This window comes from Agrobacterium sp. CGMCC 11546 (assembly GCF_013365515.1).
Classification (GTDB): Bacteria; Pseudomonadota; Alphaproteobacteria; order Rhizobiales; family Rhizobiaceae; genus Agrobacterium; species Agrobacterium fabrum.
The window spans coordinates 78,126-91,166 of sequence record NZ_CP047387.1; the positions used below are offsets into that span (position 1 = coordinate 78,126).

A 13,041-nucleotide genomic window follows, 5' to 3' on the forward strand; every position below is an offset into this window, starting at 1 on the left:
TCCAGCTTGTGGCTGGCCTTCCGATCGATCTTCGTCTAAATCGATTTAAGTTCATTTGATTTGCTGTTTTGAGGAGGACCGTAATGATCCTGTGTTGTGGTGAAGCCCTGATTGACATGCTGCCCCGGCAAACGACGCTGGGTGAGGCGGGCTTTGCCCCTTACGCAGGCGGAGCGGTCTTCAACACGGCAATTGCGCTGGGGCGTCTCGGCGTCCCTTCCGCCTTTTTTACCGGTCTTTCCGATGACATGATGGGCGATATCCTGCGGGAGACCCTGCGTGCCAGCAAGGTGGATTTCAGCTATTGCGCCACCCTGTCGCGCCCCACCACCATTGCCTTCGTCAAGCTGGTTGATGGCCATGCGACCTACGCTTTTTACGACGAGAACACCGCCGGCCGGATGATCACCGAGGCCGAACTTCCGGCCTTGGGAGCGGATTGCGAAGCGCTGCATTTCGGCGCCATCAGCCTTATTCCCGAACCCTGCGGCAGCACCTATGAGGCGCTGATGACGCGCGAGCATGAGACCCGCGTCATCTCGCTCGATCCGAACATTCGTCCCGGCTTCATCCAGAACAAGCAGTCGCACATGGCCCGCATCCGCCGCATGGCGGCGATGTCTGACATCGTCAAGTTCTCGGATGAGGACCTGGCGTGGTTCGGTCTGGAAGGCGACGAGGACACGCTTGCCCGCCACTGGCTGCACCACGGTGCAAAACTCGTCGTTGTCACCCGTGGTGCCAAGGGTGCCGTGGGTTACAGCGCCAATCTCAAGGTGGAAGTGGCCTCCGAGCGGGTCGAAGTGGTCGATACGGTCGGCGCCGGCGATACGTTCGATGCCGGCATTCTTGCTTCACTGAAAATGCAGGGCCTGCTGACCAAAGCGCAGGTGGCTTCGCTGAGCGAAGAGCAGATCAGAAAAGCTCTGGCGCTTGGCGCGAAAGCCGCTGCGGTCACTGTCTCGCGGGCTGGCGCAAATCCGCCTTTCGCGCATGAAATCGGTTTGTGAAGGGCACGGTTGAACCATTTTGAAAAGGTGGTTCAACACTCTTCCCGGCGCTAGAGCCGTAAAAAACCGTAATTTCGCGATTATCAAGCTTGTCTCCGCTGTTCTTTCACGAAACAAGCGTCGCATGAGCATTCCCAAAACCCATCCTTTCGATTTCGACCCTACTTATGGCATGCAGCGAGAGCAATTGCTCGCCATTACCCCGCCGGAAGCGCCGCCGGGTTTTGATGATTTCTGGAAGAAACGCTATCGCCGTGCGCTTGCGACAGATCCGCGACCGGTGCTGCGCAGGAGCAAGTTAACCCACCCCCGCTGGCAGGTCCTCGATGTGACCTATACATCCACCGACTGTTTCCGTATCGGCGGGTGGCTGCTTTTGCCGCGGGAGGGACAGGTGCGGCGCGGTCTCGTCGTTGGCCATGGTTATGGCGGACGCGGAGAGCCCGATTTCGATTTGCCCGTGGAAGAGACAGCCGTGCTTTTTCCCTGTTTTCGTGGGCTTTCACTCAGTGCCTGCCCGCCGATCTCGTCCGATCCGGCCCTGCATGTTCTCTACAATATCGACAGGAAGGATGACTACATCATCGGCGGTTGCGTCGATGATCTGTGGGTCGCCGTCTCGACGCTCGTCAGCCTTTATCCCTGGCTGGAAGGGCAGGTGGGCTATAGCGGCATCAGCTTCGGCGGCGGCATCGGCGCCCTGGCCATCCCCTTCGACGCGCGCATCGACCGCGGTCATCTTGTCGTGCCGACCTTCGGCCACCGGCCGTTCTGGTTGACGCTGCCCACCGTTGGCAGCGCGGATGCGGTTCAGACCTATCAGAAGACCCACGCCAATGTGCTCGAAACCCTGCGCCTGTTCGATGCCGCCTGCGCCGCCGCCCGCATAAAGGTGCCAATGCTCGTCGCGCCCGCGCTTTTTGATCCGGCAGTGGCGCCGCCCTGCCAGTTCGCGGTGGCCAATGCCCTGCCGCAATCAAAATTTAATGAAATCTTCATCCTAGACGCGGGCCATTTCGAATACCCTGACAGCGCATCGCAAGATGCGGTCCATAAGGACAAGGTCAGACGGTTTTTCAAGGTGCCATGAAACGCGAATATCTCCGCTGGTACAGTCACAGGCTCCATCGCGACATGGAGCTCCTGATATTTGGTCATGCCGGTGCGAAGGTGCTGATGTTCCCGACACGCGACGGACGCTTCTTCGAATATGAGGAATTGGGCATCGTCGCGAGCCTTTCCGACAAGCTGGAGGCCGGCCACCTCCAGCTTTATTGCATCGAGGGTCTGGCACGGGAAAGTTTTTACGCGGGCCATCACCACCCCGCCGACCGTGTGCGCCGTCACGCCGCACTTGAGGCCTATATTCTCAACGAAGTGCTGCCGCTGATGGCCGAGAAAAATCCCGATGGCAGCACCATTGTGCAGGGCTGCAGCCTCGGTGCCTTTCAGGCCGCCAGCCTCGTTTTCCGCCACCCACATCTCTTCACCAAGCTTGTCGCCTTTTCCGGCCGCTACGACCTGACGATGAGGGTGGAATCCTTCGGCGATCTGTTCGACGGCTATTATGACGACGACGTCTATTTCCACATGCCGAGCCATTTTCTGCCCGGCCTTGCCTGCCCCTTCCGGCTGGAACAGCTGCGCCGCGTCGACATGGTCTTCACCATCGGCGATGCCGACCCGTTTCTCGACAACAACCAACATCTGAGCCGACTGCTTTCAGACAAGCAGGTGGGGCATCAGATGCATGTCTGGGAAGGGCGTGCCCATCGTGCCGGTGCGTGGCGGAAGATGGCGGCGCTTTATATTTGAGCGGAGCGCATTTTTAAGGATAGCCTCAGCCGGCGAGACCCGCCAGCGCCTTCACCAGCCCTTGTGTCGAGCTGTCATGGCCAGCGGCGCTCTCCTTGCCTTCCACGACGGGAAGCAGGCCGGTGGCCAGTTCCTTGCCAAGCTCCACACCCCACTGGTCAAAGGAGTTGATGCGGAACAGCACGCCTTCCACGAAAACGCGATGTTCATAGAGAGCGATGAGCCGGCCGAGCGCAAAAGGCGTCAGCTTGTCGTAAACGAAGGTGATGGAGGGGCGATTGCCGGTGAAGACACGGTGCGGCGCGATGAAATCGGCTTGGCTGTCTTCCATGCCCTTGGAGGTGAGCTGGGCCTTCGCTTCGGCAAGCGTACGTCCCTTCATCAGCGCTTCCGACTGCGCCAGGCAATTAGCGATAAGAAGCTGGTGCTGATGGCGCAGTTCGGGCTCAAAGCCATTGGCGGCGATCATGAATTCGGCCGGAATGACGCTCGTACCCTGATGGATCAGCTGGTAGAAGGCGTGCTGGCCATTGGTGCCGGGCTCGCCCCAGACAACCGGGCCGGACTGGCCTTCGACCGGCGTGCCGTCGATGGTCACACCCTTGCCGTTCGATTCCATGTCGAGCTGCTGAAGATAGGCCGGGAAACGCGACAGGCGCTGGTCATAGGGCAGGATCGCGCGTGTCGGATAGTCCAGCACATTACGGTTATAGAAGCCGATGAGGCCGAGTAGCATCGGCAGGTTTTCGCGGATCGGCGCCTCGCGGAAGTGGCGATCCATGGCATGCGCGCCATCCAGGAACTTGCCGAAATTGTCAGGCCCGATGGCGATCATCAGCGGCAGGCCGATGGCGGACCAGATCGAATAACGTCCGCCCACCCAGTCCCAGAAACCGAAGATGCGGTCGCTTTCGATGCCGAAGGCGGCGACCTTGTCCAGCGCGGTGGAGACGGCGGCGAAGTGATGCTTCACGGCGTCTTCACCCAGCTTTTCGGCGATGAAACGGCGCGCGGTGGCGGCATTCGTCATCGTCTCGATGGTGGTGAAGGTCTTCGATGCGATGATGAAGAGGGAGGTTTCCGGATCGAGAAGCTTCAGCGTATCGGCAATATGCGCGCCGTCGATATTGGAAACGAAATGCGCACGCGGGCCGTCATGGAAGGGCGCAAGCGCCAGCGTCGCCATAACAGGGCCGAGATCGGAACCGCCAATACCAATATTGACGACGTCGGTAATCTTTTTCCCGGTCGCACCTTTCAGGGAGCCGGAACGGATCGCATCGGCAAACTTGCCCATGGCTGCCAGAACGCCGTTCACATCAGGCATCACGTCCTTGCCATCAACGAGAACGGGCGTGTTGGAACGATTGCGCAGGGCGGTATGCAGCACGGCGCGGTCTTCGGTGAAGTTGATGGCCTTGCCGGAGAACATCTCCTCGCGCTTGGCCTCGACACCGCCTTCGCGTGCGAGCTGTTCGAGAAGCGTGACGATCTCCTCGTTGACGGCACATTTGGAGTAATCCATCAGCAGGTCATCGAATTTGACGCTGAAACGGCTGAATCTCTGGTCGTCGGCCGCAAAAGCGGCGCGCAGATCGGTTGCGGCTGTGCTGCTTGCCGTTGCTTTCAGTTTTTCGATGGTGGCCTGCATCTAATGCTCCTCGGCTTCCGTGGAAGGATGAGGAAACTATTCTTTTTCCGGCGGCCAAATCAAGGCGACTTCGATAAAAGAAAAGAGCCGGTCGCCCGGCTCCCTCTCGTTCAGTTCAGATTGCGCAATTCCCGCCGCAAAATCTTGCCGACATTGGATTTCGGCAGGTCGGTGCGGAACTCGATGATCTTCGGCCGTTTGTAATTCGTCAGGTTCTTGGCACAGAAGGCCTTGAGCTCCGCTTCCGTCAGGGACTGGTCCTTCTTGACCACGAAAAGCTTGACGGTTTCGCCGGAATGCTCGTCCGGAACGCCGATAGCGGCGCATTCGAGGACACCAGGATGGCTGGCGGCCACTTCTTCCACCTCGTTCGGATAGACGTTGAATCCGGAAACAAGGATCATGTCCTTCTTGCGGTCAACGATCTTGGTGTAACCGCGTTCGTCCATGAAGCCCATATCGCCGGAACGGAAGAAGCCGTCTGCCGTTATCGCCTTCGCGGTTTCATCCGGCCTTTGCCAGTAACCGGCCATGACCTGCGGCCCGCGAATGCAAATCTCGCCGACTTCGCCTGTTGGCAGGCTGTTGCCGTCTTCGTCGCGAATATCGATTTCGGTAGAGGAGATGGGCAGGCCGATGGTGCCGCTGAATTCCGCAGCATCGAGCCGATTGACAGTGGCGACGGGCGAGGTTTCCGACAGCCCGTAACCTTCGGTGATAGGGCAGCCGACCACGGAAACCCAGCGCTCGGCCACCGGCCTCTGCACTGCCATGCCGCCGCCGAGTACGAAGATGAGCGACGACAGGTCAAGTTTGCGGAACTCTTCATTGTTCATCAACGCGTTGAAAAGCGTGGTGAGGCCAGGGAAGATATGCGGCTGGTAATGCGAAAGCTCTTTTACGAAGCCGGGAATGTCGCGCGGATTGGCGATCAGCAGATTATGGCCGCCCAGCGCAATGCCCATCAGTGAATTCACCGTCAGTGCGAAGATATGGTAGAGCGGCAGCGCGCAGATGAAGTTGAGAACCTCGGGGCGATCCTTGCGGCCGTTGAAGGCAGCGTCCAGCCACAGGCTGATCTGCGCCTTGTTGGCAAGGAGATTGGCATGGGTGAGGACCGCGCCCTTGGATACGCCCGTCGTCCCACCGGTATATTGCAGGAAGGCGATATCCTGCGCCGTAAGGCCGACCGGTTTCAGGGAAACCCCCTGGCCTTCCTTCAGCATGGCCTTGAAGCTGATCGAGCCGGGAATGGCATAGGCGGGCACCAGCTTCTTGACCTTGCGCACCACCAGATTGACGATATGTCCCTTGAGGCCGAGAAGATCGCCCATTGCTGCGACGACGACATGCCGGACGGCGGTTTTCGGTACAGCCTGCTGCGCCACATGGGCGAAGTTCTCCAGCACGAACAGGGCTTTCGCGCCGGAGTCCTTGAGCTGGTGCTCCAGTTCGCGCGGGGTATAGAGCGGGTTGACATTGACCACGACCATGCCCGCCCGCAGAATCCCATAAACCGCGACGGGATTTTGCAGGATGTTCGGCATCATCACCGCAACCCGGTCGCCTTTTTCCAGTCCTCGGGATTGCAGCCAGGCGGCGACCGCACGGGTGTCAGCGTCGAGTTCCCGGTAGGTCAGGGATTTTCCCATGCTGGAAAAGGCCTTGCGGTCGGCAAATTGCTTGCAGCTCTTTTCGAGAAGGTCAATGAGGGAGGCATTTGCCGAGGCGGGAATCTCTGAAGGCACGCCCGGCGGATAGGATGCCAGCCAGCGCTTAGCAACGCTGACATTTTCCGGATGTCCCAGGGACAATTCACTCATGTTGCTCCTCCCAGAGTCTTTATCGCGCCGCGCGTTCCATTAAAACGCGAAGAGGCGCTTTGTGCTGCCTGATATTCACGAGGCTCCCGCATCAACCGGCATATCCGACCGGGCTGAGGGAACTTCATGTGGCGTCACCGGATCGACCGCTCCTCTCGCTCCCCGGTGACGAATGATAGACGCGTAATCCCTTGACGTCCATCGCATCGGCAAAGCCTATTTAACTCTAACGTAAACGTCAATATTGCTGCCGCACATCTCGCAACGTCGTGAATGGAAACCGTATCCGGCGCAGCTTTTGACTTTAATCCTGATTTGAGCGATCAACATAATTCGCAAAGCAGGGCAGGATTGGAAATGGCAGGCAGCGCAGCGCTTGAACTGAAATCGGTGGGAAAAAGATTCGGCGATACGGATGTTCTGTCCGATATTGATCTTTCCGTTGAGCGTGGCGAAATTATTTGCCTCGTTGGACGTTCAGGCTGTGGAAAATCGACTTTGCTGCGTATCGTGGCCGGCGTGGAGACGCCGGATCGCGGCAGCGTCTCCCTCAATGGCAATGTTGTTGCCGGGCCCGCCGCCTTTGTCGAGCCGGAAAAGCGCAATATCGGTTTTGTCTTTCAGGATTACGCTTTGTTCCCGCATCTGACCGTGGAGCAGAATGTCATGTTCGGCCTCCGGGCGCTGCCGAAGGCAGAGGCGCGTCGCCGTGCAGCGGAAATGATCGAACATGTTCATCTGCAGGATCTGGCTAAACGTTATCCGCACACACTTTCGGGCGGTGAGCAGCAGCGCGTGGCACTCGCCCGCGCGCTCGCCCCGCAGCCCGGCCTGCTGCTGATGGATGAGCCCTTTTCCAACCTGGACCGCGGATTACGCGACAATGTGCGTGAGGAAACACTCGGCCTTCTGCGGCAACTGGGCACCACGGCGATCATGGTTACCCATGACCCGGAAGAGGCGCTATCGGCAGGTGACCGTGTAGTGCTGATGCAGCGCGGGCGCATCGTCCAGAGCGGTACGGGTTACGAAATCCATGACAATCCCAAAAGCCGCTATGCCGCCGATTTTTTCTGCGCCTTCAACAAGATCGAAGGCCGGGTGAAACAGGGCCGGGTCGAAACGCCGCTTGGGCTGCTGGGCAATGCCTCCGATCTGCCTGATGGCCTCGCCGCGATCGCCTATGTTCGCCCCAATGCGATTTCGATCATCGAGGATGGCGCCGCGAGAGAAGGCATTGCCGGCGAAATATCGAGCCGTGTCTTCCTAGGCGAGATCGAGCAGCTTGGCATAGCCGTGCCCGGACTGCCCTCCGATCTGCGCGTCAGGACGATGCAGCGCACGCCCGCCAGAACCAAGGCCGTGCGTTTTGGTATCGATCCCAAGGGAGTGTTGATATTTACCTGAAGTTGAATAAGGGGATTTGCATGTTTATTTAGGCCCCGTTTTCAACTATTGGTGACCAAAGACGTGCGAAAAACCGAGAAATAAAACTTGATTTGCACCGTCATGTATGATGTTTGCTCCTCTATTGCCGCTATCGGAGAGGGAAACACTCTATGACGAAACTTACTCGATTTGCCCTGCTTGCCAGCACCGTTGCCTTTGCCGCCGGAACGGTGAGCGCCGCTGAACTCAACATCTACACGACCCGCGAGCCGGGCCTGATCCAGCCCCTGCTGGAATCCTTCACCGCTTCGAGCGGCGTCAAGGTCAATACCGTATTCCTCAAGGATGGTCTTGCTGAGCGTGTTCTGAGCGAGGGTGCCAGCTCTCCTGCCGACGTTCTGATGACTGTTGATGCCGGTAATCTCGTTGATCTCGCCGAAAAGGGTGTCACCCAGGCGGTTGAATCCGAGACGCTGACCAAGGCTGTTCCCGCTGAGCTTCGCGATGCCAAGGGTCACTGGTTCGCGCTCTCCATGCGCGCCCGCGTCCTTTATGCGGCGAAGGATCTCGATCTCGCTTCCTTCAATTATGAAGATCTGGCGGATGCGAAGTGGAAGGGCAAGGTCTGCATTCGCGCCGGCCAGCATCCCTATAACACGGCGCTGTTTGCCGACTACATCGCCCATTACGGCGCGGCGGACACCGAAAAGTGGCTTGCTGGCGTCAAGGAAAACCTGGCCCGTAAGGCCGGCGGCGGCGACCGTGACGTTGCCAAGGATATTCTCGGCGGCATTTGCGATATCGGTATTGCCAACTCCTATTATGTCGGCCTGATGCGCTCGGGCAAGGGCGGCGAAGAGCAGGTGAAGTGGGGCGATGCTATCAAGGTGGTTCTGCCGACCTTCAAGAATGGCGGCACGCAGGTCAATATCAGCGGCGCGGCCGTGGCCAAGAACGCGCCGAACAAGGCGGAAGCCGTCAAACTTCTGGAATATCTCGTCTCTGACGAAGCCCAGAAGATCTATGCCGAAGCCAACTATGAATATCCGGTCAAGCAGGGTGCGGCTCTCAACGAGATCGTCGCTTCCTTCGGCACACTGAAGATCGACAACAAGCCGCTCACGGAAATCGTCTCGCACCGCAAGCAGGCGAGCGAGCTGGTCGACAAGGTCGGTTTCGACAAGTAAGTCCAGTCGACGATAACAAGGTGGAAGGCGTTCGCACCTGCGGACGCCTTTCCGCGTATTTTCCAGAAGCACATGAATCCAGACACCATCCAGCCATTGCCCCCCCGGACGAGAGCCAGGTTTTCCTCCACCTTCTGGTGGCTGGGCCTTTCATTGCTGGCGGTCTGTGGCGCCATGGTGCCGGTTCTGGCGCTTGTTTCGCAGGCGGTGCAGGGCTCGGAAGGCCTGTGGGATCATCTCGGCGCGACCGTGCTCTGGACTGCCCTGCCGGATACGGCCATCCTTCTTGCCGGCGTCGGGCTGCTGGCGGGCGTGGTCGGAACCTCTGCCGCGTGGCTGGTCACCGCCTATGATTTTCCCGGGCGCAGAGTGCTGGAATGGGCGCTGCTGCTACCACTGGCCATGCCCACCTATATCGTCGCTTACGCCTATCTCGATATTCTGCATCCGATCGGGCCGGTGCAGGGCGCGATACGGTGGCTGCTCGGTTATTCCAGCCCGCGCGAATTCCGGCTGCCGGACATAAGGTCGACGGTAGGCTGCATTGTCCTTCTCGGCTTCGTGCTGTTTCCCTACGTCTATATTCCCGTGCGCGCCATGTTCCTGACGCAGGCGGGGAACCTGCTGGAAGTGGCCCGCACGCTCGGCGTTTCCCGGCGTGCGGCTTTTTTCAAGGTGGCGGTGCCGCTGGCGCGCCCGGCAATCGCCGTCGGTGTCAGTCTCGCGCTGATGGAGGCGCTGAACGATATCGGCGCTTCGGAATTTTTGGGCGTGCGCACCCTCACGGTTTCGGTCTACACCACCTGGGTCACGAAATCGGATCTGCCGGGTGCGGCGCAGATCGCGCTTTCGATGCTGTTCATCGTTGTCGCCCTCGTGGCGCTGGAGCGTTGGGCGCGGCGCAAGCAGCGTTATTCGATTTCCGCGCAGAAAAGCCGGGAGCTGGAGCCGCTGCGGTTGACTGGTCCCAAGGGCTGGGCCGCCTTTACGCTCGGCAGCCTGCCGGTCCTGATCGGCTTTGTGGGGCCGGCGAGTTATCTCGTCATCGAGGCATGGAAGCGGTTCCGTTTCAGCGGCCTGTCGGCCCGTTTTGCCGATGAGGCCGTGAACACCATCGTCTTTGCCGGGCTGGCGACGCTGATCACCCTGATCCTCGGCCTTGCGGTCGCTTATGCCATGCGCCTTGCGCCGGGGCGTCTGTCGCTCTGGTCCTACCGCCTCTCGACAGTCGGTTATGCGGCCCCCGGCACGGTGATCGCAATCGGCGTATTGATAGCGCTTGGTAGTTTCGACCGTTTCGTCGACCAGACCATGCGCGACTGGTTCGGCATTTCCACCGGCCTCATCTTCATCGGTAGTGGCGCGGCCCTCATCTATGCCTATTCCGCCCGTTTCCTCACCATAGCCGCAGGCGGTGTCGATGCGGGGCTCAGCCGCATCCCGCATTCCTTCGATCATGCCTCACGCACGCTTGGGCGATCCGCGACCCAGACCTTCCGCCAGATTCACCTGCCGCTTTCCAAGGCCTCGCTGGCGGCGGCGGCATTGCTGATCTTCGTCGATTGCGTCAAGGAACTTCCCGCCACGCTTCTCCTTCGCCCGCTCAATTTCGAAACCTTCGCCACCCATCTTTATGGCGAAGCGGCGCGCGGCACCTATGAGGAGGCGTCTATCGCAGCACTGGCGATTGTCGTCATCGGCATGCTTCCCGTGGTGTTGCTTGCGAGGATCGGCCGGCGCAAGGGCTGATATCCACTTCCGCCCTCACAAATGACGGGTCTGAAACTGTGCGAGAAGCCAATAAGCTTCAAATCCGCCCCGAAAACGACAAGCATCCCGTATTAATCCTGATGTAAACACTCATCTTAATTGAGGTGCTGCGGCCTGTCAGATATGAATATCAGCCGCTATCTGTTTCGGGGCATATCTTGAAAAATTTGCATGGGATGTTTTTGAGCCGTCTGGCTTTGGGAACGGCTGCCGTTGTTCTGATGGGGCCTGTGATGGGCCACGCACAGGAAACGACCGTCCTGAAGCAGATTACCGTTGAAGGACAGGGCGCGGAAAACGCGACGGGACCGGTTCGGGGGTATGTCGCGAAGAAAAGCGCGACGGGTTCGAAAACTGAGACGGAAACGAAAGACATTCCCCAGTCCGTATCGGTCGTCGGCCGTCAGGAAATGGACGACCGCGGTGCGGTGACCAAAATCGACGAGGTGCTGCGTTATACGCCCGGCGTGACGGCGGAACCCTTCGGCACAGACCCGGACACGGACTGGTTTTACATCCGCGGTTTTCAGGCCACCCAGACCGGTGTGTTCCTGGATGGGCTGAACCTGTTCAGCTATGGTTTCGGCGGTTTCCAGATGGACGCCTACGGTCTGGAGCGGGTGGAGGTTCTCAAAGGCCCCGCCTCTGTGCTCTATGGCGGGGCCAATCCCGGTGGCATCGTGCAGATGGTCAGCAAGCGCCCGCAGGACGCCCCGGTCCGCGAAACGGAAATCGGCATCAACAATTTCGGCAATGCGTTCTTCAGTTTCGATCTCGGCGACAAGGCCGACACCGAGGGCGTGTGGAAATATCGCGTCACCGGCAAGGTCTCGGGCGGCGACAATTACACTGACTATTCCGAGGATCTGCGCGGTTTCATCATGCCGCAGATCACCTTCGAGCCCGATGCCCAGACGAGCGCCACGCTCTACGGTTATTTCTCGGCACTCGATCAGGTCCATGTCGGCAACGGTTTCCTGCCCTATGTCGGCACCGTGGTCGACGCACCGTTCGGCAAGCTTGACCGCAAGGCCTTTTATGGCGAACCGGACATTGATAATGGCCGTGTCTATCAATCGATGGTGGGCTACGACGTCAGCCACGAATTCGACAATGGCTGGAAGATCAGCCAGAATGCCCGTTACGGCCATCTCTACAAGCACGAGACCGGGCCCTATCCGGGCGGCTGGGCCAATGCCGATGCCAACGGCCAGCCGATCCTCGATCCCACCACCAACGACTATATGCTGACCCGCTTCGGTTATGACGGTTTGTCGAAGGTGGACAGCTTAGGCGTCGACAACCGCATCGAAGGCCAGTTCGATACCGGCGCGGTCAACCATTCGCTGCTGTTCGGCCTCGATTATAAATATTACCGGCTGGATCAGGTGCAGGCCTGCTGCGGATCGAATGCGATCGGCGCGCTGAAGCCGGTCTATGGCTCGACGCAGGGAACGAACTTCGTTTATGCCGACAATATCGTCACCCAGCAGCAGATCGGCATCTATGCCCAGGATCAGCTGCGGTTTGGCGATGGCTGGCTGGTCACGCTGAATGGCCGTTATGACTATGTCGATACGGAGTTGAACAACCGGCTGCCGGCGGGCGTCTCGCGCCGCTCCAATGATGACGCGCTGAGCGGCCGCGCCGGTCTGGCCTATGAGTTCGACAATGGCCTGACCCCTTATGTTTCGGCCGCCACCTTCTTCAATCCGCTTATTGATACGCTTGCCGACGGCACCCCGGCTTCCCCGGAGGAAGGGCATCAGTTCGAGGCGGGCATCAAATACGAGCCGAGCTTCTTCGACGGCAGCATCACGGCTTCCGTCTTCAAGCTGGTCAAGGACAATGCCATCGTTTCCTATACGGCGGGCGGCGTGACCACGAGTGGTCAGTTCGGGCAGGTGGAATCCACCGGCTTCGAGCTGGAGGCCAAGGCCAATCTCGACGAGAACTGGAAGGTGCTCGCCTCCTATTCCTATACTGATCTCGATATCACGAAGGATGCCAATCCCAACCTGATCGGCAAATCGCCGTGGATCCTGCCCGCTCACACCGCGTCGCTATGGGTAGACTACGCCTTCACCGATGAGACGTTTGAAGGCCTCAGCATTGGCGGCGGCGTGCGTTATCAGGGCAAGTCCTGGGCGGATGCGGCAAACACGCTGCGTGTTTCAGACGCTGCGGTCTTCGATGCCGCGATCCGCTATGAGAAGAACGACTGGACGGCCTCAGTCAACGTCGCGAATGTCTTCGACAAGGAATATGTCAAGAGCTGCGCCGGGGTCTCCGTCTGCGGCTGGGGCGATAGTCGCACCATCACCCTCAAGCTTTCCAAGAAGTGGTGACACCGGGCCTATGGCCGGCAGTTGCGGGAAATATAGTTTGCCACTATA

The 13,041-nt window shown here is 59.2% G+C and carries 9 protein-coding genes; 7 read left to right on the plus strand and 2 right to left on the minus strand.

Annotation, left to right across the window (positions count from 1 at the left end):
* Window positions 1–83: 83 nt before the first annotated feature.
* The 3 genes from GSF67_RS00380 to GSF67_RS00390 all read left to right on the plus strand — a co-directional run bounded on the left by GSF67_RS00380 (window position 84) and on the right by GSF67_RS00390 (window position 2,825).
* Window positions 84–1,010: a carbohydrate kinase gene (locus GSF67_RS00380; RefSeq protein ID WP_006310651.1), complete on the plus strand. Its 927-nt coding sequence runs from the start codon at window positions 84–86 to the stop codon at window positions 1,008–1,010.
* A gap of 124 nt (window positions 1,011–1,134) precedes the next feature.
* Window positions 1,135–2,100, plus strand: a complete 966-nt coding sequence (locus GSF67_RS00385) for an acetylxylan esterase (protein WP_006310655.1) — start codon at window positions 1,135–1,137, stop codon at window positions 2,098–2,100.
* Window positions 2,097–2,825, plus strand: a complete 729-nt coding sequence (locus GSF67_RS00390) for an esterase family protein (protein ID WP_006310656.1) — start codon at window positions 2,097–2,099, stop codon at window positions 2,823–2,825. The genes GSF67_RS00385 and GSF67_RS00390 overlap by 4 nt, the downstream gene beginning before the upstream one ends.
* A 25-nt stretch (window positions 2,826–2,850) precedes the next feature.
* Here the strand turns inward: GSF67_RS00390 and pgi are convergent, their stop codons facing one another.
* Together pgi and GSF67_RS00400 are read right to left on the minus strand one after the other, a co-directional pair.
* The gene (gene pgi, locus GSF67_RS00395; RefSeq protein WP_006310657.1) at window positions 2,851–4,476 is read right to left on the minus strand and encodes a glucose-6-phosphate isomerase; all 1,626 of its coding nucleotides are present in this window, start codon (window positions 4,474–4,476) and stop codon (window positions 2,851–2,853) included.
* A 110-nt stretch (window positions 4,477–4,586) separates the two neighbouring features.
* Window positions 4,587–6,299: a long-chain fatty acid--CoA ligase gene (locus GSF67_RS00400; protein WP_006310658.1), complete on the minus strand. Its 1,713-nt coding sequence runs from the start codon at window positions 6,297–6,299 to the stop codon at window positions 4,587–4,589.
* A 357-nt stretch (window positions 6,300–6,656) separates the two neighbouring features.
* Between GSF67_RS00400 and GSF67_RS00405 the strand changes: the two genes are divergently transcribed.
* The 4 genes from GSF67_RS00405 to GSF67_RS00420 all read left to right on the plus strand — a co-directional run bounded on the left by GSF67_RS00405 (window position 6,657) and on the right by GSF67_RS00420 (window position 12,993).
* A complete protein-coding gene (locus GSF67_RS00405) occupies window positions 6,657–7,706 on the plus strand; it encodes an ABC transporter ATP-binding protein (protein ID WP_035214681.1) in 1,050 nt (349 codons plus the stop codon).
* A gap of 152 nt (window positions 7,707–7,858) precedes the next feature.
* Window positions 7,859–8,875 carry an extracellular solute-binding protein gene (locus GSF67_RS00410; protein ID WP_006310660.1) on the plus strand — a complete coding sequence of 339 codons (1,017 nt, stop codon included), beginning with the start codon at window positions 7,859–7,861 and terminating at the stop codon, window positions 8,873–8,875.
* A gap of 72 nt (window positions 8,876–8,947) precedes the next feature.
* Window positions 8,948–10,624 (plus strand): iron ABC transporter permease, encoded by a 1,677-nt coding sequence (locus GSF67_RS00415; protein WP_035214683.1) that lies wholly within the window; start codon window positions 8,948–8,950, stop codon window positions 10,622–10,624.
* Between the two features lie 179 nt (window positions 10,625–10,803).
* A complete protein-coding gene (locus GSF67_RS00420; RefSeq protein WP_083815692.1) occupies window positions 10,804–12,993 on the plus strand; it encodes a TonB-dependent siderophore receptor in 2,190 nt (729 codons plus the stop codon).
* The last annotated feature ends 48 nt before the right edge of the window (window positions 12,994–13,041 follow it).

Coding starts and splice junctions, on each gene's coding strand:
- GSF67_RS00380 (WP_006310651.1), top strand. CDS start 84: ATGATCCTGTGTTGTGGTGAAGCCCTGATTGACATGCTGCCCCGGCAA.
- GSF67_RS00385 (WP_006310655.1), top strand. CDS start 1,135: ATGAGCATTCCCAAAACCCATCCTTTCGATTTCGACCCTACTTATGGC.
- GSF67_RS00390 (WP_006310656.1), top strand. CDS start 2,097: ATGAAACGCGAATATCTCCGCTGGTACAGTCACAGGCTCCATCGCGAC.
- pgi (WP_006310657.1), bottom strand. CDS start 4,476: ATGCAGGCCACCATCGAAAAACTGAAAGCAACGGCAAGCAGCACAGCC.
- GSF67_RS00400 (WP_006310658.1), bottom strand. CDS start 6,299: ATGAGTGAATTGTCCCTGGGACATCCGGAAAATGTCAGCGTTGCTAAG.
- GSF67_RS00405 (WP_035214681.1), top strand. CDS start 6,657: ATGGCAGGCAGCGCAGCGCTTGAACTGAAATCGGTGGGAAAAAGATTC.
- GSF67_RS00410 (WP_006310660.1), top strand. CDS start 7,859: ATGACGAAACTTACTCGATTTGCCCTGCTTGCCAGCACCGTTGCCTTT.
- GSF67_RS00415 (WP_035214683.1), top strand. CDS start 8,948: ATGAATCCAGACACCATCCAGCCATTGCCCCCCCGGACGAGAGCCAGG.